This is a genomic window from Arthrobacter sp. Y3221087 (genome assembly GCF_059089905.1).
The window spans coordinates 1,478,438-1,499,499 of sequence record NZ_JBNHFE010000001.1 but is presented as its reverse complement, the minus strand read 5'-3'; the positions used below and the strand labels follow the sequence as shown (position 1 = coordinate 1,499,499).

Annotated in this window: 16 protein-coding genes and 2 tRNA genes; 2 read left to right on the top strand and 16 right to left on the bottom strand. The window is 66.6% G+C overall.

Going from position 1 to position 21,062, the window contains the following annotated elements; translation table 11 throughout:
* Nucleotides 1–8: 8 nt before the first annotated feature.
* From murA to leuC, 3 genes are all read right to left on the bottom strand, one after another.
* On the bottom strand, nucleotides 9–1,334 hold the full coding sequence (gene murA, locus AC5RUO_RS07095; protein WP_133346377.1) for a UDP-N-acetylglucosamine 1-carboxyvinyltransferase: 1,326 nt from the start codon (nucleotides 1,332–1,334) through the stop codon (nucleotides 9–11).
* A 147-nt stretch (nucleotides 1,335–1,481) separates the two neighbouring features.
* On the bottom strand, nucleotides 1,482–2,084 hold the full coding sequence (leuD, locus tag AC5RUO_RS07090; RefSeq protein ID WP_494050697.1) for a 3-isopropylmalate dehydratase small subunit: 603 nt from the start codon (nucleotides 2,082–2,084) through the stop codon (nucleotides 1,482–1,484).
* A gap of 9 nt (nucleotides 2,085–2,093) precedes the next feature.
* Complete coding sequence (gene leuC, locus AC5RUO_RS07085; protein ID WP_494008571.1) at nucleotides 2,094–3,563, bottom strand: 3-isopropylmalate dehydratase large subunit; 1,470 nt, start codon at nucleotides 3,561–3,563, stop codon at nucleotides 2,094–2,096.
* Nucleotides 3,564–3,677: 114 nt separating this feature from the next.
* On the opposite strand from leuC, the gene AC5RUO_RS07080 reads away from it, so the two are divergent.
* Nucleotides 3,678–4,397: an IclR family transcriptional regulator gene (locus AC5RUO_RS07080; protein WP_494008572.1), complete on the top strand. Its 720-nt coding sequence runs from the start codon at nucleotides 3,678–3,680 to the stop codon at nucleotides 4,395–4,397.
* Between the two features lie 42 nt (nucleotides 4,398–4,439).
* Nucleotides 4,440–4,997, top strand: coding sequence for a DUF1697 domain-containing protein (locus AC5RUO_RS07075; RefSeq protein ID WP_494103144.1), 558 nt, complete (start codon nucleotides 4,440–4,442; stop codon nucleotides 4,995–4,997).
* 22 nt (nucleotides 4,998–5,019) lie between these two features.
* Here AC5RUO_RS07075 and AC5RUO_RS07070 read toward each other — a convergent pair whose 3' ends face one another.
* The 13 genes from AC5RUO_RS07070 to AC5RUO_RS07010 all read right to left on the bottom strand — a co-directional run bounded on the left by AC5RUO_RS07070 (nucleotide 5,020) and on the right by AC5RUO_RS07010 (nucleotide 20,851).
* Entirely contained in the window at nucleotides 5,020–6,636 is a 1,617-nt protein-coding gene (locus AC5RUO_RS07070; protein WP_494103143.1) for a GTPase, read from the bottom strand.
* A complete protein-coding gene (locus tag AC5RUO_RS07065; RefSeq protein ID WP_494103142.1) occupies nucleotides 6,633–8,474 on the bottom strand; it encodes a dynamin family protein in 1,842 nt (613 codons plus the stop codon). The genes AC5RUO_RS07070 and AC5RUO_RS07065 overlap by 4 nt, the downstream gene beginning before the upstream one ends.
* Nucleotides 8,475–8,568: 94 nt before the next feature.
* Nucleotides 8,569–8,644: transfer RNA gene (locus tag AC5RUO_RS07060), tRNA-Glu, on the bottom strand.
* Between the two features lie 131 nt (nucleotides 8,645–8,775).
* Nucleotides 8,776–8,847 (bottom strand) — tRNA-Gln (locus AC5RUO_RS07055).
* 67 nt (nucleotides 8,848–8,914) lie between these two features.
* Nucleotides 8,915–9,694, bottom strand: a complete 780-nt coding sequence (locus AC5RUO_RS07050; RefSeq protein ID WP_494103141.1) for an HAD family hydrolase — start codon at nucleotides 9,692–9,694, stop codon at nucleotides 8,915–8,917.
* Entirely contained in the window at nucleotides 9,694–11,208 is a 1,515-nt protein-coding gene (gene gltX / locus AC5RUO_RS07045) for a glutamate--tRNA ligase (protein ID WP_494008577.1), read from the bottom strand. The genes AC5RUO_RS07050 and gltX overlap by 1 nt, the downstream gene beginning before the upstream one ends.
* Before the next feature lie 78 nt (nucleotides 11,209–11,286).
* The gene (locus tag AC5RUO_RS07040) at nucleotides 11,287–12,063 is read right to left on the bottom strand and encodes a fumarylacetoacetate hydrolase family protein (RefSeq protein ID WP_494103140.1); all 777 of its coding nucleotides are present in this window, start codon (nucleotides 12,061–12,063) and stop codon (nucleotides 11,287–11,289) included.
* 5 nt (nucleotides 12,064–12,068) lie between these two features.
* On the bottom strand, nucleotides 12,069–12,878 hold the full coding sequence (locus tag AC5RUO_RS07035) for an MBL fold metallo-hydrolase (RefSeq protein WP_494103139.1): 810 nt from the start codon (nucleotides 12,876–12,878) through the stop codon (nucleotides 12,069–12,071).
* A 334-nt stretch (nucleotides 12,879–13,212) separates the two neighbouring features.
* Entirely contained in the window at nucleotides 13,213–14,325 is a 1,113-nt protein-coding gene (locus AC5RUO_RS07030; RefSeq protein ID WP_494008580.1) for a branched-chain amino acid aminotransferase, read from the bottom strand.
* Nucleotides 14,326–14,428: 103 nt separating this feature from the next.
* Nucleotides 14,429–15,481, bottom strand: coding sequence for a 3-isopropylmalate dehydrogenase (locus AC5RUO_RS07025; protein ID WP_494103138.1), 1,053 nt, complete (start codon nucleotides 15,479–15,481; stop codon nucleotides 14,429–14,431).
* 228 nt (nucleotides 15,482–15,709) lie between these two features.
* Nucleotides 15,710–17,269, bottom strand: coding sequence for a methionine--tRNA ligase (gene metG, locus AC5RUO_RS07020; RefSeq protein WP_494050706.1), 1,560 nt, complete (start codon nucleotides 17,267–17,269; stop codon nucleotides 15,710–15,712).
* A 34-nt stretch (nucleotides 17,270–17,303) separates the two neighbouring features.
* A complete protein-coding gene (locus tag AC5RUO_RS07015; protein WP_494008583.1) occupies nucleotides 17,304–18,059 on the bottom strand; it encodes an ABC transporter ATP-binding protein in 756 nt (251 codons plus the stop codon).
* Nucleotides 18,056–20,851, bottom strand: a complete 2,796-nt coding sequence (locus AC5RUO_RS07010; protein WP_494103137.1) for an ABC transporter permease — start codon at nucleotides 20,849–20,851, stop codon at nucleotides 18,056–18,058. The genes AC5RUO_RS07015 and AC5RUO_RS07010 overlap by 4 nt, the downstream gene beginning before the upstream one ends.
* Nucleotides 20,852–21,062: the final 211 nt, after the last annotated feature.

Below are 21,062 nucleotides of genomic sequence, written 5' to 3'. Positions count from 1 at the left end.
GTCCCCCGCTACTTCTTGGTGGTGATGTCGAAATCGGCACCGAGTCCGGCGAGCTTTTCGGTGAAGCGCTCGTAGCCCCGGTTGATGATGTCGATGCCGGTGACCCGTGAGGTTCCGGTAGCTGCCAGCGCGGCGATCAGGTGGCTGAAGCCGCCGCGGAGGTCCGGCACGTCGATGTCTGTTCCCTTGAGCTGGGTGGGGCCGGAAATCACTGCCGAGTGCAGGAAGTTCCGCTGCCCGAACCGGCAGGGGACGCTGCCCAGGCATTCGCGGTGCACTTGGATGCTGGCACCCATCCTGATGAGGGCGTCTGTAAAGCCGAACCGGTTCTCGTAGACCGTCTCGTGGACGATGGACACGCCCTCAGCCTGCGTAAGGGCCACCACCAGCGGCTGCTGCCAGTCGGTCATGAAGCCGGGGTGGACGTCGGTTTCCAGGACCAGCGGGTTCAGCTTTCCACCCGGGTGGTAGAAACGGATCCCGTCCTCGCCGATGTCCATTCCGCCGCCCACCTTGCGGTAGGTGTTCAGGAAAGTCATCATGTCGCGCTGCGATGCACCCTCAACGAAGATGTCGCCGCGGGTGACCAGGGCGGCGGAGGCCCAGGATGCGGACTCGTTGCGGTCGGACAGGGCACGGTGGTTGTAGCCGCCCAGGTCGCGGACACCCTCGATGCGGATGGTCCGGTCGGTCTGGACGCTGATGATGGCGCCCATCTTTTGCAGCACGGCGATGAGGTCAATGATCTCGGGCTCGGTTGCTGCACCGGACAACTCGGTGATGCCTTCGGCACGGGTGGCGCTCAAGAGCACCTGCTCCGTGGCGCCCACCGACGGGTACGGCAGGGAAATCTTGGCGCCGTGGAGTCCCTTGGGGGCGGAGATGTGGATACCGCCGGGACGCTTCTCCACCACGGCACCGAACTGGCGCAGGACATCCAGGTGGTAGTCGATGGGGCGGTCGCCGATTTTGCAGCCACCCAGGTCCGGGATGAAAGCTTCGCCGATCGCATGGATCAGGGGTCCGCAGAGCAGGATGGGAATCCTGGAATCGCCGGCGTGGGCGTCGATCGCCGTGCTCGGCGCCGTCTTCGCATCCTTGGGATCAAGGGTGAGATCTCCGTTGACAGGGTCTTTGACCACCGTGACGCCGTGCAGCTGCAGCAGGGAGGTGACCACCTCCACGTCCTTGATTTCCGGGACGTTCCGCAACACCGACGGTTCATTGCCCAGCAGCGCGGCCACCATGGCTTTGGGAACCAGATTCTTTGCCCCCCGGACGCTGACGCGGCCTGTAAGCGGGACTCCGCCGCGGATTGTCAGAACACTACTCATATACCGGTTTCCTCACGATTACTCGCCCCCAAATCCTTGCAAAGGCTCCACCCAAGCATAGGAGGTCGTGTTACCGAACCGAAATACGCGGGCCCCGCCGACGTGGTGTGGCGGGGCCGGGTACTGCGGACGGAAGCTCTGGAGCGGTCAGGAAAGCCTGGCCGGCAGGGTTTTCGGCTTGAAGGCGGGGCGGGTGGCCTCGTACGCCGTGATGTCTGCCTCGTGCTGCAGGGTCAGCCCAATATCGTCCAGGCCTTCCAGCAGGCGCCAGCGGGTATAGTCGTCGATCTCGAACGGCGCCACGATGTTGCCGCACACCACTGTCTTGGACTCCAGGTCCACTGTAACTTCGGTGCCCGGAGCATTCTCCAGCTCTTTCCAGATCAGCTCGATATCATCCTGGGCCACCTGCGCGGCGAGCAGTCCCTGCTTGCCAGAATTGCCGCGGAAGATATCCGCGAACCGCGATGAAAGGACCGCCTTGAAGCCGTAGTCCTTCAGGGCCCACACCGCATGCTCACGCGAGGACCCGGTGCCGAAGTCCGGGCCGGCCACCAGGACAGAACCGGCCTTGAACGGCTCCTGGTTCAGGATGAACGAAGGATCCTTGCGCCAGGCGGAGAACAGGGCGTCCTCGAAGCCGGTGCGGGTGATCCTCTTGAGGTAGACCGCGGGGATGATCTGGTCGGTATCGACGTTGCTCTGGCGCAGCGGGACGCCGACGCCGGTGTGCTTGGTGAACTTTTCCATGGCTGGCTCCTAGGCTGCGTCGGTGCGGATGGATCCGGCGGGCTTGGCCGCCGGTTGAGGAGCCGGGCCGAGGTCCGACGGCGAGCTGAGCGTGCCGCGGACGGCGGTTGCCGCGGCCACCACCGGGGACACCAGGTGGGTGCGGCCGCCCTTGCCCTGGCGTCCTTCGAAGTTGCGGTTGGAGGTGGAGGCACAGCGCTCCCCCGGCTCCAGCTGGTCCGGGTTCATGCCCAGGCACATGGAACAGCCGGCGAAGCGCCATTCGGCACCGAAGTCCTTGAACACGCGGTCCAGGCCCTCGGCCTCGGCCTCCAGGCGGACCCGCGCGGACCCGGGAACCACCAGCATGCGGACCTGCGGGTCCTTTTCCCGGCCCCGGATGATGTCAGCCGCTGCACGGAGGTCCTCGATCCGGGAGTTGGTGCAGGAACCCAGGAAGACGGTGTCGACGCGGATGTCCTTCATGCGCGTGCCGGCCTCAAGCCCCATGTACTGCAGGGCGCGCTCCGCTGCCGCCTTGGCGTTCTCGTCGCCGAAGTCCTCCGGCGACGGCACGGATTCGGACAGCGAAACGCCCTGGCCCGGGTTGGTGCCCCAGGTAACGAAGGGCTCCAGGGTGTTGGCGTCCAGGTCCACCTGCGCGTCGAAGACGGCGTCGTCGTCGGTCTTCAGCGTGTTCCAGTATTCGACGGCGGCGTCCCAGTCGGCGCCCTCCGGCGCGTGCGGGCGGCCCTTCATGTATTCGTAGGTGGTTTCATCCGGTGCCACCATACCGGCGCGGGCGCCCGCCTCGATGGACATGTTGCAGATGGTCATCCGGGCGTCCATGGACAGGGCGCGGATGGCTGATCCGCGGTATTCCAGAACGTAGCCCTGGCCACCGCCGGTGCCGATCTTAGCGATCACGGCGAGGATGATGTCCTTGGCGGTAACGCCGGGACGGAGGGTGCCCTCAACGTTGATTGCCATGGTCTTGAACGGCTTCAGGGAGAGTGTCTGGGTGGCCATCACATGCTCCACCTCGGACGTCCCGATGCCCATCGCCAGCGCACCGAAGGCACCATGGGTGGAGGTGTGGGAGTCGCCGCAGACCACGGTCATGCCGGGCTGGGTCAGCCCCAACTGCGGGCCCACCACATGCACGATGCCCTGTTCGGCGTCGCCCAGGCTGTGCAGCCGGACGCCGAACTCGGCACAGTTGTTGCGCAGGGTCTGGATCTGGGTGCGGCTGGTGAGGTCGGCGATAGGCTTGTCGATGTCCAGCGTCGGAGTGTTGTGGTCCTCCGTGGCGATGGTCAGGTCCGGACGTCGCAGCTTGCGTCCGGCCAGGCGCAGGCCTTCGAAGGCCTGCGGCGACGTGACCTCGTGGACCAGGTGAAGGTCGATGAAGAGAAGGTCGGGCTGGGCGTTGGCTCCGTCGCCGTCACCTTTGCGCACCACGTGCGCGTCCCAGACTTTCTCGGCCAATGTCTTTGCCATGGCCAGCTCCCTTCACTGCTGTTGTGATTGATTGTTCCAACTGAATCAGGACGGCTTCACCGTGCGCCAGCCGAAAGATTTGCATCTCAGATATTGAGACGGCAATATCATTACATGGACAATTCTAGTGGAGTCGGTGTCATTGATAAAGCTGCCCAGGTGCTTGATGCACTCGAGGCCGGCCCCACCACGCTCGCACAGCTGGTGGCTGCCACCGGCCTGGCGCGGCCCACTGTCCACCGCCTTGCCCTCGCGCTGGTCCACCACCGCCTGGTCAGCCGGGACATCCAGGGACGCTTCGTCCTGGGCAGCAGGCTCGTTGAGCTGGCGTCCGCCGCGGGCGAGGACCGCCTGATCGCCTCCGCTGGACCTGTCCTGATGCAGCTCCGGGACGCCACCGGCGAGAGCGCGCAGATCTTCCGCCGCCAGGGCGACTGGCGCGTATGCGTGGCCTCGGCGGAACGCCCCATCGGCCTGCGCGACACCATTCCGGTCGGCACCCAGCTGTCCATGAAGGCAGGATCAGCTGCGCAGGTGCTCCTTGCGTGGGAGGACCACGACCGCCTGCTGGAGGGCCTGCAGTCCGCCCGTTTCACGCCCACCGTGCTGGCGGGCGTACGACGCCGGGGCTGGGGCCAGAGCCTCGGCGAACGTGAGCCGGGGGTCGCCTCCGTCTCTGCACCGGTGCGCGGCCCGTCCGGCCGCGTGATCGCCGCCGTGTCCATCTCCGGTCCCATCGAGCGGCTCACCCGCCAGCCCGGCCGGCTGCACGCGGAAGTGGTGTGCAACGCCGGGCGCATCCTCACCGAGGCCCTGCGCAAGAACAGCGACTGACAGGTCCCGCCCGGCGCCAGGCCCGCGCGTTAGGCTGTGCCCATGGGCAGCTATGCGGTGTTCCTTCGCGGCATCAATGTGGGCGGGATTAATATCAGGATGGCGGATCTGCGCGAGGCCCTGAACGGCTGCGGCTTTGCCGACGCAAAGACCCTCCTGGCCAGCGGAAACGTGGTGCTCACCAGCAGCCGTGATGCCGGTGCCGTCAAGCGCGAATGCGAAGAGTGCCTCCGCACCGCCTTCGGCTACGAGGCCTGGGTGGTGGTCCTGGACGCAGCCCGGGTGGCTGCGCTGGTGGAAGCCTGCCCCTGGCCGGCGGACGACAAGTCCACCCATACCTACATCACGCTGTCGTCGGACCCCAGGGTGCTGGACGACCTTGACGCCGCCGGTGCCGCCCTCGAGGGCAACCAACAGCAGCGGCTCGGCCCGGAAGCCCTGGCCTGGCTGGCACCGGCCGGCGGAACGCTGGACAGCCCCTTCAGCAAGCTCTCGGCAAAGGCAAAGTTCAAGTCAGCCACCACAACGCGCAACCTGCGGACGCTCATCAAGGTCCGTGACGCCGCAGCCGCGCTGGAGGGGGCCGGCGGGCAGCGGTAGGAGCCGGTCTGCGGGCTCGTTCCTAGCTTTCCCCGGCACGCCTCAAGGCGGCGTTGAAGGCGGCGAGCCTGGCCACCTCCACCTCCACCGGCTCCACGATCAGCTTTTGGGCCACGGCTGCTACGGCTTTGTTCAGCCGCTTCCGCGCCCTTTTGGCCCGGGAGCTTGCGGCACCGGCGGCAACGATCCGTCCGGTGACGGCAAGGAAGACCCCCAGCACCACGCCGGACGTGGCCATCAGGGTGGGTATGGGCCAGCCTTCCACGCGCGGCACTTCCGGCACGGGCATCTGGAAGTAGCCCAGGCCGGCGAGCACGCCGAGCCAGCCAAGCCCGCCCAGCACCGTCAGAAGCGCCAGCCACTGCATCACGTTGAAGAGGCCCCACCACCATGCTTTGCGGTTGGCGCCGATGTCCGTCCCGGCGATCGCCTGGTCCAGGGCATCCGGCAGCCTTTCACGGCCTTCCCGGGCTGCGCTCCTGATGGCGGCGCGCCAGGGTCCGGGCGCGCCGGCACTGGCGGCGTCGGCGAACGCCCGCACGGCGGCGTCCGTCCGGGCGCGCTCCGGGGCACCGGCGGACGGCAGTGACGTCCGGTTCAGCTGGGCCGGCGTGCTGCTGCGGAGATTGAGCCGGCGCAGGGGGTCCGGACGGAACCTGGAAAGCCACCGGGTGACGGGCCAGCCGGTCCGCCGCGCCGCTTCCAGCCGGTAGGACCGGGAAACGGCGCTTACTACAACAGGCACATTCGCGGCCACTGCCAGTTCATCGGCAAGCCTGGCTTTTGCCCCAGGGGCAACCCCGGCGGCTTCCCCGTCCCCTGAGGTTGCCCTGAGTTCCCGGCCTGCCTTGGACACATCTGCAGCCAACCGCTGCGACTGGGCCCTGCGCTGGACGGCAACGGACCGGATGGCCGCCCGCAAGGTATCGATGCCGGCACCCGTCACCGCGGACGTGGACAGCACCTTCACCTGGCCGAGGCCCTCGCGTGCCAGGATGGCGCGGAGGGATTCGAGCACCGGTTCCACGTCCGGCACTGGCAGCCGGTCAACCTGGTTCAGCACCACGAGGGTCACCGCCCCGTGGGAGGCGAGCGGCGCGAGGAAGCCGTGATGGACTGCCGCATCGGCATACTTTTGCGGGTCCAGGACCCACACCAGGACGTCAACCAGGCCTACCATCCGCTGTACCACCTCACGGTTGGCTTCCCGGGTGGAGTCGAAATCGGGCAGATCCAGAAGGATCAGCCCGGTCTCCTCATCCGCGAAGCCGTCCACGGCGGCCGCGTGGTGCCGGTTGCGGACTTCGAGCCAGTCAAGGAGCGGCCCGCTGCCGTCCGCTCCCCAGACCCCGGCCAAAGGTTCCGATGTTGTGGGTCGGCGGGCCGCCGCCGTCGCAATTTCTGCGCCGCTGACCGCGTTGAACAAGGAGGATTTGCCGCTGCCCGTGGCACCAAAGAAGCCCACCACGGTGTGGTCTGCGGACAGTGACCGGCGGGAACTGGCCCTGTCCAGGACAGCCACCACTTCCTGCAGCGCCTGATCGGGAAGGACACCTTCGCCGAGGCCGCGGGCGTCGTCGAGCGCCTGGAGCCGGCCGTCCAGCCGGGAAGCCTCCCTGGCCGCACTGTGGCGGCTCACGCGCTGCCTGCCAGCCGGACCAGGGCATTGGACTGTGCCGCAAGGACGCCTTCAGTGCCTTCAACGCTTTCCGGCAGCCGGACAAGGAATTTCTGCTGCTCTTCATCGAGCAGCCGCCGGCACCGGACGGCGAGGTCCTCCCGCGCCTTTTCGGCCATCCGGCGGACTGCATCCTCGCCGAACACCGCTTCCAGCAGCCGCTGGCCCACCACGGCAGTCCCGCCGGCAACACCGACTTCCAGGCCTGTCAGTCCAGCGGTCATCGAGAAAACCACGATCATCAGCGCGGCGCCGAGGCCGTTGATGCCGAAGGACAACCAGCGTGCCTGGGTCCGCTTGCCCTGGCCCTCTGTCTGGATGAGCTCCATGAGCGCCTCCTGCCACGCACGGATTTCGGCAGCGGCCCGGTCGGCGAAGCCCGGAGCAGTACCGGACAGATCGTCAGTCCCCAGCAGTTGGCGCCCGGCCGGATCGGACCGCCAGCGCTGGTCGGTCTCCTCGGCGGCGTTGGCTGCCTCGTCCAGGATGACGGCCTGCAGTCCTGTCTCGATGGCGGCCTCCACCCGGACGGCGGGGGGCGGTTCGCCCCGGAAGAAGGCACCGAGCCGGTCCCGGAAGCGTCCGACGTTCTGCTCCAGGGCCCGGAAGAACTCGCCCGTACCAACGAAGTCCTGCCACCGGGCGAGTACTTCACCGCGCAGGAGCGCGCCGTCCCGGGTGGCGTCCATAATTCGCTCCGCCGCGTCCCGGTAGGCCGACACGGCGTCCGACTCCAGGCAGCCGGCTGCGCGCCGCTGCTCTGCCGCCGCCAGGGCAATCGCGGAAACCTTGCCGGCCAGTGCCCGGACCGCCCCGTTGAGGGTCCGCCGGGCGACGTCCGAGCGGCCGGCAGCATCCGCCGCGAGGTTCTGCAGCCATATGGCTAACGGACGGACAGCTGCTGCCGGCAGCATGCCTCTTGAATCCAGTGTGGTCTCCGGAATGATGAACAGCTGCGCACCACCCAGGCCCTCCCTGTCCAGGAGCAACCGGAGGTCCCCGCTGACTTCAGCCTCCGCCCCCGGCGGAACCCTGTCCAGCACCACGGCCACCATGATGTCCCTGGCGGCCGCGTCCAGCAGCAGCTTCCAGGGAACGGCGTCGGCGTAGCGGTTGGCGGTGGTGACGAAGATCCAGAGGTCTGCCGCCGCCAGCAGCTGCCCTGCCAGCCTCCTGTTCTCATCCGCGATGGAATCGACGTCCGGGGCGTCCAGCAGTGCGATCCCGGCAGGAACGGCGGGATCCGCCAGCAGGACGAGCGACGACGACGGCGCGGTCCCGGGGCTTTGCGTTGCCTGGCCGGCGGGAACCTGCCCGGCGAGGGCGCCGCGGATCCGGCTGAGGCCAGGAAGGACACGCTGACCTTCGAACCAGTCCGCCTCCGCCGGGTTGTGCAGCAGGATGGGCTGGCGGGTAGTGGGCCGGATGGCGCCTGCACGGGTTACCGGATGGCCCACGAGCGCATTCACCAGCGTCGACTTCCCGGCGCCCGTGGAGCCGCCGACGACGGCCAGCAGCGGAGCATCCAGGCTGCGGTACCGGGGAAGGATGTAGTCATCCAACTGGCTGGCGGCACCGGCCGCCTCACGCCGGGCCAGATCAGCACCGGGAAGCGCCAGCGGCAGGCTGACCTCCACAAGCGCGCTCCGCACATTTTCCAGCAGCGCCACCGCCTCGGCGGTCTGCGCCGGCTGGCCTGCATCATCGTGCTCGTTCCGGGAGGTCACAGCAACATCATGCCAGCTCACGCGGTTCAATAGGCGGCGACCCGACGGCGGGACTCCCCTGTGGATGGTCATGTCCACCTGGCATCGCCCGGGGAATTGTCCGGCCGGCGGGGACGAAGCCGGACAAAGAAAAATGGTCCCGGGCTTCTGCCCGGGACCATTTCGATGGTGACCCCAGCGGGATTCGAACCCGCGTTACCGCCGTGAGAGGGCGGCGTACTAGGCCGCTATACGATGGGGCCGTGTACTTCCTGCCAGCGTTTCCGCTGGTCAAGCTCAGTGATTGTTTCACACACTTCGCTCGCGTTCCAAATCGGCGAACCGTTTGAAACTGTTCTGTCCCGAGGCCGGAAAACCGGCGCTCAAACCAGAGCTGGGATACCAGGACTCGAACCTAGAATGACGGTACCAGAAACCGTAGTGTTGCCAATTACACCATATCCCAATGGCACTTTCGGGCCGGTCTTCAGGGCTTTTGCCCTGCTCCGTGCGCCTCAGCACGAGAAAATACTCTACCCGAGACTTTCAGCTCGCACAAATCGGCCGGGTGTGACGTGCCTTACCAGCCCGTCCAGGGAGGCAACCATGTGGCCGTCGAACCCTGTCACCGGCTCGCCCGTCCGGTTCAGCCACACGCCCAGCAGCCCGGCGGCCGTCGAGCCTTCCGCATCCAGCAGCCGGTTGTCGCCCACGTAGAGCGTTTCGGAGGCGGCAGTGCCCAGCAGCCGTACGCCCTCGAGGTAGATCGCCGGATTGGGTTTGGCGACGCCGAGCGTGTCCGTACCCACCAGGCGTGAAACACGTTCCAGTCCCGCGCTGTCCAGCTTGGCCCGCTGGTAGTCGTGGACGTTGTTGCTGACGGCGCCGTAAGGGATGCCTGCGCCGTCCAGGACTTCCAGCAACGGCAGGACGTCCGGGAAAGGCTTGACGTAGGCAGGCTGGCGCTCCATGTAGGCGTTGAGCCACCGGTGCGATTCCTCGCCGTCGGCCAGTTCAACCCCGAAGTGCCCCAGGGCCGCGCGGCCACGGAGCAGGCGCTGTTCGTTGAACGTCACTTCCCCGGCGAGGTACTGGTCGTAGTAGTGCGTGGTCTCGTGCGTGAAGATGCGCCCGAACCGCTCCCACCCGGCCTGGTCCAGGCCGGGCAGGAGATGTTCGCTGACCTCCCGCAAGGCAGTGGTCATCGAGTATTCAAGGTCCACCAGGGTGTCGTCGATGTCGAAGAGAACACCGCGGACCGCCCCGAAGGGTGTCTTCAGGACGCCGCTGCGCGCCTTGCCGGGAGCAGTCATCAGCCGCGGAAGGTCCGGAGCCGGCGCAGGGATGATTCCTTGCCCAGGATCACCATGGATTCGAACAATGGGGGCGAGATCCTGCGGCCGGACACGGCCGTGCGGACCGGGCCGAAGGCCAGGCGCGGCTTGATGCCGAGGTCCTCCACGAGCGCCTGCTTGAGCGCGGCCTGGATATGGTCCGGCGTCCAGTCTTCCACCGGCTCGAGCGCGGCGATGGCTGCGTCCAGTACTTCCCCGAGGTTCTGCGGCAGTCCCTTGCGGGCGTCATCCGCAATATCAATGGCCTCATCATCCTTGAACAGGAACCCGAGCATATCCGGCGCCTCGCCCAGCAGGGCAATGCGTTCCTGGATCAGGGGCGCCGCTTCGGTGAGGATTTCCTCCTGCCGCTCCGTGAGCTGCTCCCCCAGGTATCCTGCGTTCCTCAGGTAGGGCACCAGCCGGTCCCGGAAGTCTTCAGGGGCCAGCATCCGGATATGGGTGCCGTTGATGGCTTCGGCCTTCTTGATGTCGAAGCGTGCCGGGTTGGCAAGGACGTCGTGCACGTCGAAGTGCTCGATGAGCTGGTCCACCGTGAAAATGTCCTCGTCTGCGGACAGGCTCCAGCCCAGCAGCGAGAGGTAGTTGAGGAGGCCTTCGGGAATGAAGCCCCGGTCGCGCAGGAGGAAAAGGTTTGACTGCGGGTCCCGCTTGGACAGCTTCTTGTTGCCTTCACCCATGACGTATGGCAGGTGGCCGAACTCCGGCATGTAGCTGGCCACGCCGATGTCCATCAGGGCCCGGATGAGGACTACCTGCCGGGGGGTGGACGAGAGCAGGTCCTCCCCGCGCAGCACGTGGGTGATGCCCATGAGTGCATCGTCGACCGGATTCACCAGGGTGTACAGGGGCGAACCGTCGGCGCGGACGATGACGTAGTCCGGGATGCTGCCGGCTTTGAACGTGATTTCGCCGCGCACCAGGTCGGTGAAGGTGACGTCCTCGTCGGGCATCCGCACCCGCAGCACGGGCTGGCGGCCTTCCGCCTTGAACGCTGCCACCTGCTCCTCGGTGAGCTCGCGGTCAAAGTTGTCGTAGCCGAGCTTGGGATCGCGTCCCGCGGCCCGGTGGCGTGCCTCCACTTCCTCGGGGGACGAGTAGCACTCGTAGGCGTAGCCGCCCGCGATCAGCTTGGCTACGACGTCCTTGTAGAGGTCAAGGCGCTGCGACTGCCGGTACGGTTCGTGCGGGCCGCCGACTTCCACGCCTTCTTCCCAGGTGATGCCCAGCCACTTCAGCGCTTCCAGCAGCTGCTGGTAGCTTTCCTCCGAGTCGCGTGCGGCATCGGTGTCCTCGATGCGGAAGACGAACGTTCCCTTGGTGTGCTTGGCATGGGCCCAGTTGAAGAGCGCAGTCCGGATCAGGCCGACGTGCGGGGTACCGGTGGGCGAGGGGCAAAACCGGACGCGCACGGGTGTATCGGCTGAAACGGATGGCAGGGAGGCAGCAGGGGACGCAGAAGGAGTAGTCATAGTGGCTCCAACTTTACCGTCTGCTGCCGCCGCCCGGCGCGGGCGGCGGCAGATGCCGGCGGCGGCTGTCCGCTGGTGTCAGCGGCGGACGATCGGATTGGACAGGCGTCCGATTCCCTCAATCTCCACCTCAAAGCGGTCGCCAGGATTCACCAGGCCCACACCGGCAGGTGTTCCGGTCATGATGACGTCTCCGGGCAGGAGGGTGAAGGCCTGTGAGACCACGGAGACCAGTTCCTGCACGCCCCGGATCATCTGGCTGGTGCTGCCGTCCTGGCGCACCTCGCCGTTCAGCCGCCCCTGGATCTGCAGGTCCTCGGTATCGAGGTCAGTCTCGATCCACGGGCCCAGCGGCGCCGAGGTGTCAAATCCTTTGGCCCGGGTCCATTGCAGGTCGGTCTTCTGGACGTCGCGGGCGGTGAGGTCGTTCCCGCAGGTGTAGCCGAAGATGACGTCGTCCACGCGGTCCTCCGGGACGTCCTTGCAGATCCGGCCGACCACCACGCAGAGTTCCGCCTCGAAGGACACTTCCTCCGAAAATTCCGGCAGCACGACGGGATCGTTGGGCCCCACAACGGCCGTGTTGGGCTTGAGGAAAAGGAGCGGCTGTGCAGGCACTTCATTGCCGAGTTCGCGCGCGTGCTCCACGTAGTTGCGCCCCACGCCGATGACCTTGCTGCGGGGGATGATGGGGGCCAGCAGCCGGACGTCCTCCAGCTTGTGGCGGACGGATGTGCGCTCAACACCGTTGAAGAAGGGGTCACCGTGGATGACAGTGATTTCCTCACTGCCTGGTTCACCTTCAACAACACCGTAAAGGGGATCAGAATCGACAACAAACCTGGCAATACGCATGGGTCCTACCCTACCGTTCGGGCCTGGCCGCTTCCTTCACCGCGCAGGTAGTGCAACTGGGCGGCGACCGACATTTCGGCAGCCTTCCGGATGGAGGGGACGACGTCGGCATAAACCACGTCAGCCACTTCTCCTGCCGTGGCATCCCGGCCGAGTTGTTCCAGCGCCGCACGGATCTGGCCGAGCCGCTCCTGCCGGTGCAGGCGGTAATCCCGGGCAATCGACTCCACGGAAGGCAGTATGGGCCCGTGTGCCGGGAGGACCGTGGCCGGCCCCAACGCCTCAAGCCTGTCCAAAGTGCTGAGGTAGTCCCCCAGCGTGCCGTCCGGGAAGTCCAGCATGGTGGTACCCCTGCCCAGGATGGTGTCGCCGGTCAGCACGGAACCATGGGGGCCGTCCTCCGGAAGATGGAAACACAGAGAATCGGACGTATGGCCGGGCGTGGGCAGCACGTGAATCTCCAGCCCGCCAGCGTGGATCACCCCTCCGTGCAGGGGTTCTCCGCCGCCGTGGCAATGCACCGGATCCGCGGCCCGGACGGGGGCACCCGTCAGGTCATGCAGGCGGGCAGATCCTGCCGTATGGTCCGCATGGCGGTGGGTAACGAGGATGAGTTCCACCGGGCCGGCAGCCAGCGCGCGCAGATGGCCCTCGTCGAGCGGGCCCGGGTCCACCACGACTGCACGGGAATGGCCGGTGGCACGCACCACGTAGGAGTTGGTCCCCTCGAGGCTCATCGGCCCGGGGTTGGGAGCCAGGATGTACTGGGTCAGGGCGGAGCTGCGCTGCAGGATGGGCCGGGAAGCGGACGTCACCGTCCCATCTTTGCATCCGCCGCCGGACCATCGCCGCCGCACACCCGGAATAGAACGGCCGGGTGCGGGTTGATCACGACCATGCCGCAACAGAGAAGAACAGCGGGCTCCTGCACATCCACAACCACGCAACGGGCAGCATTGTCTGGTTTCCCACGTGGCGGAAGTTCCGTGAGACCGCCGATTGGCGCAAGGAAGTCGAATGCTTTCGGGGAGGACCTCACGTCAGGCTCACAGCTCGAGGGGCCCTGCGACGACGGCGCCTGCCGGGCAGAAGCCCCGCGGGCGCCGTCGTGGTTCTCTGGACCCTTCAAATGGCGCGACCTGGCCCGGCTCAGGCCAGGCGGGTCAGCCAGCCGTGGGTGTCCGGGGACGTCCCGGTCTGGATGCCGAGCAGCCGCTCACGGATGGCCATGGTGGACTCCCCCGCCTTGGCGTCCTCGGATCCGATGAATTCCGTGGCGTCCTTGAGGACTCCGATGGGGGTGATGACGGCGGCAGTGCCGCAGGCAAAGACCTCTGTGATGTCACCGGAGGCGACGCCGTCGCGCCACTCATCCAGGGTGATCTTGCGCTCGGCGACTTCCCGGCCCATGTCCTTGGCCACCTGGATGACGGACATCCGGGTGACGCCTTCCAGGATGGTGCCGGTGAGTGCCGGGGTGGCCAGCGAGCCGTCCTTCATGACGAAGAACACGTTCATGCCGCCCAGCTCTTCCACCGCGTTGTCATTGAACTGGTCGAGGAACAGGACCTGCTTGCAGCCATTGGCTTCGGCTTCCTGCTGCGCGATGAGCGAAGCAGCGTAGTTGCCGCCGCACTTGGCCGCGCCGGTGCCGCCGCGGCCGGCCCGCGCGTACTCCCGGGAAATCCAGATGGACACCGGCTTGAGCTCGCCGCCGAAGTAGTTGCCTGCCGGTGAGGCGATGACACGGAAGGAGACTTCGCGCGCGGCCCGGACGCCAAGGAATGCCTCGGTTGCGATCATGAACGGCCGCAGGTACAGGGACTCCCCGTCGCCGTCAGGAACCCATTCCTTGTCCACGGCCACCAGTTCGCGGATGGCGCCGAGGAAGTATTCGGCAGGCAGTTCGGGCAGTGCAAGCCTCCGGGCCGACTTGTTGAGGCGGGCGGCGTTGGCTTCCGGACGGAAAGTCCACACCGAGCCGTCCGCGTGGCGGTAGGCCTTGAGCCCCTCGAAAATTTCCTGCCCGTAATGCAGCACGGCAGCGGACGGGTCCAGGGAAATCGGCCCGTAGGCCTCCACCCGGGGGTTGTGCCAGCCGCCTTTACCGTTCTCATCGACGCTGTAGTCAACGATGGCGGTGTGGTCGGTGAAGTGGTTGCCGAATCCCGGGTTCGCCAGGATGGCTGCACGCTCTTCAGCAGACTTCGGGTTGGCCGAAAGCTGCTGGCTGAATTCGACGCCGTGGGCAGTCTGGGTCATGGTTCCTCCACGATCGGCCGCCCGGGTTCAGCGCTGAACGGAGGGGCGGCATTTGGTGATTCGAGACAAGCTTACGCCCGATGCCGGAGGCCTCGGCGCGGGGTCAGAGCCCGGCCGCGATCGCGTCGCCGATCGCACTGGTGCTGCGGGCGCCGCCGTCGCGCTTTTCGACGTCGGCAACCACTGCCGCTTCGATCCTGCGGGCCGCCGTGGTGTAGCCGAGGTGGTCCAGGAGGAGGGCGGCGGACAGGATGGCGGCGGTGGGGTCTGCCTTGCCCTGGCCGGCGATGTCCGGAGCGGAGCCGTGGACCGGTTCGAACATGGACGGGGCGGTACGGTCCATGTTGATGTTGCCGGATGCCGCCAGCCCGATGCCCCCGGTGACGGCGGCAGCAAGGTCGGTCAGGATGTCGCCGAAGAGGTTGTCCGTGACGATCACGTCAAAGCGGGACGGGTCCGTGACCATGAAAATGGTGGCTGCATCCACGTGCAGGTAGTCGTGCGTGACCTCCGGGAACTCCGCCGCGACTGTCTCCACGGTCCGCTTCCAGAGGTGGCCTGCGTAGACCAGGACATTGTGCTTGTGGACCAGGGTGACGTGCTTGCGCTCCCGTGCACTGGCGCGGCGGAAGGCGTCCCGCACCACGCGCTCCACGCCGTGGGCGGTGTTCAGGGACACTTCGGTGGCAACCTCGTGCGGGGTGCCGGCCCGGAGGCTGCCGCCGTTGCCCACATAGGGGCCCTCGGTTCCTTCACGGACAACAATGAAGTCGATGGCGCCCGGGTTGGCCAGCGGGCTGCCCACGGTTCCGTACAGCCGCGACGGTCTCAGGTTGACGTAGTGGTCCAGGCTGAAGCGGAGCTTCAGCAGCATCTCGCGCTCGATGATGCCTGACGGGATGCGGGTATCGCCGGGGGCCGCACCTACTGCGCCGAAGAGGATGGCGTCCCTGGTCCGCAGGTCGGCGAGGACCTCGTCCGGGAGGGTCTCCCCGGTTGCCAGCCAGTGTTCAGCGCCGAGCTTGTAGTGCGTCTGCTTGAGCTCCACCCCTTCTGCAGCAACAGCTTTTTCCAGGACTTTGACTGCCTCGGCAATGACCTCGGGGCCAATGCCGTCGCCGGGGATAACTGCCAGATCGATGGAGGATGCGCTCATAGTTTCAGGGTAGCCAAGCGATCCATATGGTGGTCAAGCCGTCTCATTATGCGGGCGTTGCAACGACAAAACGTTCGTCCCCCACAGATCATCCGTATAACAGGAAATCAGCGCCACAGTCTTGGGCGAGAGGGCCCAAACGGGGCCGTCCTTCAGGCTGAATTTTTCGTAGGTTACTTGCTTGGTGGCGGGCTGCCCCGGGCCGGCCAGGCCGGCCCGGGGCAGCTGTCAGGCCCCGGCAGGTTCCTCGTACTTCGGAAATACCGGGGACGGTGCCGGGAGGGCAGTCCCGGCGGCGATCGGAGTGGCGATGGCGGAGAACTGCCGGGCTTCGCCGTCAGGCTGGCCCAGGCTTTCCAGCAGCTTCCCCGTGGCGGCGGGCATCACCGGCTGGGCCAGGACGGCCACGATCCGGAGCACCTCAAGCGTCACGTAAAGCACGGTGTTCATGCGTTCGACGTCGGTCTTCCGCAGGACCCACGGCGCCTGGTCGGCGAAGTACGCGTTGGTGTCACCCAGGACCGCCCAGATGGCCTCCAGGGCCCGGCTGAATTCCTGCTTTTCGAACGCGGACCGGGCAGTCTCCAGAAGCCCCCCGGCCTGCTCGAGGATGGCGGTGTCCGCCGCAGTGAACTCCCCAGGCACAGGAACGGCGCCGCCACAGTTCTTGGCCACCATGGACAGCGACCGCTGCGCCAGGTTGCCGAAGTTGTTGGCGAGGTCCGAGTTCATCCTGCCCACGATGGCTTCGTGGTTGTAGCTTCCGTCCGCGCCGAAGGGGACCTCGCGGAGGAAGAAGAACCGCACCTGGTCCAGGCCGTACTGTGCCACGAAGTCGGCCGGGGCCACTACGTTGCCCAGCGATTTGGACATCTTCACGCCGTTGTTGTGCAGGAAGCCGTGGATCATCACCCGCTTGGGCAACTCCAGGCCCGCGCTCATCAGGAACGCAGGCCAGTAGATGGCGTGGAAACGGGAGATGTCCTTGCCGATGATATGGACGTCCGCAGGCCAGAACTTGCGGAACTTCTCCGACTCGACGTCGGGATAGCCCACGCCCGTCAGGTAGTTCGTCAGCGCATCCACCCAGACGTACATGACATGCTTGTCGTTACCGGGGACCGGTACGCCCCAGTCGAAGGTGGTGCGGCTGATCGACAGGTCCTCCAGCCCGCGCCTGACGAAGCTGATGACCTCGTTGAACCGGTATTGCGGCGCACCGAACTCCGGGTGGGACTCGTAAAGTGCCAGCAGTTTGTCCTGGTAGGCGGACAGCCGGAAGAAGTAGCTCTCCTCCGCCGTCCAGGTCACCTCGGTGTCCGTTTCCTTCGAGTAGCGCACGCCGTCGTCCTTGACCACGGTGTCATCTTCGCCGTAGAAGGCCTCGTCCCGCACCGAGTACCAGCCCTCGTACTTGGACAGGTAGATGTCGCCCTTGGCTTCCATCTTTTTCCAGATGGCCTGCGAGGCTGCGTAGTGGTCGGCATCCGTAGTCCGGATGAAGCGGTCGTAGGTGATGCCGAGGGCGGCGTGTGCCGCCTTGTACACCTCGGCGTTCCGGTCCACCAGTTCCTTGGGCGTGATGCCTTCCTTTTCGGCGGTCTGGGCGATCTTCATGCCGTGCTCGTCCGTGCCGGTCAGGAACATCACGTCATAGCCGTCCAGCCGCTTGAACCGGGCCATGGCGTCGGTGGCGATGTACTCGTAGGCATGGCCGATGTGCGGCACGCCGTTGGGGTAGGTGATGGCCGTGGTGATGTAGAACGGCGTCTTCTCTGAAGCAGTCACGTGCGGACGGTTACCTTCGGTGCGGAGGGACAGGCTAGATCAGTTCAGTCAGGGTATCGCTGAGCCGGACCAGTTCGTGGTCGTGTGACGCAACCAGCACGGCAATGCCGTCGTTAGTGGTGTCCTTCAGGATGCTGATGATGCGGTTGGCCGAGGCACGGTCCAGGCTGGCGGTGGGCTCGTCCACCACCAGGACCCGGGTACCCAGGATCAGTGCACGGGCGATCGCGACGCGCTGGCGCTCACCGCCGGACAGCTGCGCCGGACGGTGGCGCATGCGCCGGCCAAGGCCCACCAGGTCCAGGAGGTCCTTGGCCATGTCCCGCCGCTGGTCCACTTCACCGTCGGGAACGGCGGGCAGGAGGACGTTCTCCAGGGCGCTCATGCCATCGATCAGGGCGCCGCCCTGGTCGACGTAGCCGATGAGGGCACGACGGCGGTCGGCGATTTCGTCGTCGCCCATGCTCTCCAGGGAATCGCCTTCCCAAAAGACGCGGCCCGACGTCGGCAGCGTGAGTCCCGCGCCGACGGTCAGGATGCTTGTCTTGCCGGAGCCGCTTCGGCCGGCGACGCAGTGCATCTCACCGGCGTGCAGGGTCAGGTCGAAGCCCTCCACCACGCTGACGGGCTCGGCACCGCCCTTGCCGCCGCCGTAGCGGATGGTGATGTCGCTCAGTTCCAGCGGGGTGGCGTGGTCCGGCGCCTTGACGATGGTGTTGGCGCGGGTCTGCAGGGGAACCTCGCCGGAGCCGCTCCTGCGGCTCCGCTGGACATTGGTCGGGTTTGTCATTGGACCACTTTCGTTGCAATCGGTATCCAGCAAAGTACAGCCACGAGGCCGGCGACGCCTGCCCACAGTGCGGCATAGGGGGCCAGCAGGAGGCCGATGCCCAGGGCGCCCAGCACGCCCAGGGGCAGGGCCACGGTTCCCACCAGCGCGTTTTCGAACAGGCGGACCTGGCGGAGCATGTCCGGGTTCCAGCCCATGGCCTCAAGGATGCCCAGGTACTGCCGCTTGGCGTTCAGCTCGAACCTTCCGGTCACCAGGGTCAGCACCAGGCCGACCACCACGCCGGCCAGCGCCAGGAGGATGCTTGGCAAAGCCACGCTGGCGGCAGCCAACCCGCTCAGGGCGCTCGCTCCGGCCGCCCGGGGGATGTCGATCAGCAGGGCGATGAGGCCGCCTACGGCAGCACCGAAAACACCGACGGCCACGGCCAGGGCCAGTGTGTTGAACTTGTTGGTGCCCAGTTGGCGGTTGGCGAACGTCAGCGGCGAATCCACCGGAATAAGCCGCTCGTCGTGCTGCGGCTCCTGGTCGATGACGTCGCGGTGGCGGAGCTGCTGTGCGGCAAAGAACGCGGCACCGATGTACAGCAGCAGGACGGCAACGCACACCAGGGCAGTGGCAAGGCTCCAGCTGGCAAGGCTTAGGACAAGGCCGGCCACGGCCAGCAGCACTGCACCCACGCCGAACTCTTCCAGCACCCAGCTGCGGATCCGCCGCTGGGTCCAGCCCATGGCCCGGAGGGTTCCGGCTTCGCTGCGCCGCTTGCGGATATAGCTCACGGTTGACGCCCCGGTCAGCAGGGCAGCACCGCACAAGGTCAGGAAGAGCAGGGTCACGTTGGTTCCGGAGAGCGATCCGGTCACGGCTTCAGCCGCGTTCTGCCGCACCCACGACTGCTGGACAGTGCCCAGCGCGGACTCCTTGCCGGCGTCGTCCTTGGAATAGCCGGGCACGAAGATGCTGGCGTCCTCGCGGGCGGAGCCGGCCACGATGGTGGCTTCCAGGCCCATGTCCCGGATTTCGGCGGCGAGCTTCTCCACCTCCGGCTGAGCTTCCTTCCAGCTCCCCGGCGCCTTGGCACGGACGCGGACAGCGTCGATCACGTCGGCGTTGTCCGTGTAGCCGCGGGCAGCGGCGAGCCCGTAGTAGTCGGTGATCGCGCCTGCCGACTGGCTGGCGAGTCCGGTGGCGCTCAGCGAGGGCCCAAGCTCCGTGGCAGGAACGTCCTTGCCCTCGGCATCCTTGACCAGGGTGAAGGGGGTGGGGTCGTAGCCGCCCAGGGGAAGCTTGTTGACGTCGCCGGCGGCCTCGGCCACAGCGGCGGGGTCGAAGGTGCCGTAGACCATGGCCAGCGAGGCTGCCGGCTTCTCACCCGTTGCCAGGTTCTCGCGGTAGGACCGCTCGTCAACCGGTTCGCGCTGGGTCTGGTCCACGGGCGTGCCGTTGGCGCTCTTTTCCGGCAGGCGGTTGATGGTCACCCATTCGCCGGGGACGGCGGTCTTGTCCACGGCGCCGTTGGCGGCCTCCTCGCCGTCGGTGTACTTCGGCGCGGCGGCAAAGTCCGTGCTCCAGGTGGCTGGTGTGTAAAGGCCCTGGTTGAAGTTGCCGGTGGCGCCCAGCAGGGACGAGTGGTCGGTGGAGCCCGGCCAGGACAGGACGAACGGGTCCTTGGAGACGAACGGCAGGTAGTCCTTGTCCAGCGACCGGGAGACGGTTCCGACGTCCTTGACCACCTTGCCGGCGTCGTCGATCTCTTCGATCTTGACGTTGTACTTAAGGTCCAGCGAAGTGCCGGAGCGCACGATCAGCGGGATCGCCTGGGAATCGGCGGTGAGCTGGCCGTTGCGCTTTGCCTGCTGGTACTGGGTCATCAGCGGCGCCCAGTACTTGAGCTTGACGCCCAGGAAGTCGGGGCCTTCTTCCAGCTGGTCCAGGCCGATTCCGTTGGTAAACAGGCCTTCGAAATAGCGGCCGATGGCTCCGGCGTTGCGGGCGTCGGCGGGCGGGGCTTTTTCGAGCGGTGCCAGGAAGTCCCCGGCCGGGCCCAGCAGGGCGCGCTCGGCCGCGGGGTCGACTGCCACCACGGATTCCGTGACTTCGGGCGCCAGGGGCAGGGACACGGACAGGTTGAACAGGTTGTGCTCGGATCCACCGGCGGGGGCGGGGAACTTGATGCCGGTTTCGCCCTCGGGGGCCGCGATGCGGATGCTGCTGCCGCCGGCGGCCTTTTCCTCGACGAGTTTGGCCTTGCCCAGGGTGCCCTCGGCCGTGGACTTGAAAAGGGTCTGCTCGGAGACGCCGTCGGAACTTACCGCGCTGGCGGTGAGCCGGTACTTTTTGGTCTCGTCACTCAGGACGGACTCCGCGGCGGGCCACTTGTCCGGCGCAGTGGCACCGGCGGCCTGGTCCGCCGTCGCAGTGCCGGCGAGCCCGGCGTTGTAGCCGAGGTAATCCATGGCATCCAGGCGCGGCGCTTCGAGGTTCTGGGTCACGCGGGAGACCAGGCTGATGGGTGCGGCCACGGACGTGCCGGACAGCTTCTTGATGGACTCCAGCTGCTCGAAGCTGATGCCGCCGGTACCGTTGGCGATTTCCGGCTGCAGCAGGGCACCGGCGGGCGCTTTGGCGTGGACGAGGACGTCGTAGAGGCCGCGGGAATTTTCATCCACGGTCCGGTTGAGTGCGGCCTGGGACTGGCTTTGGACGAGGACCGACAAGCACATGGCTGCGATCAAGATGGCAGCGGTCAACAGCAGCACTTTGCTTCTGATGAACCTCTGGACGGCGTTCATGGAACTCCCTGAAACCTGGATTGCGTGCGCACACCGTGCCCCCCGGCGGACATGGACGACTACGGACGGATGTGCAAAAGGTGATGGCCGGCCTGCCGGCTTGGTCCTGAACCAGGACCAAGCCATTGTAAGCAGACCGGCCAATCATATGTGGCCCCGCCGGGACACGCCCGGCGGCGGCCGTTGGTACGGCGTTTCCCGGTCACTCCCG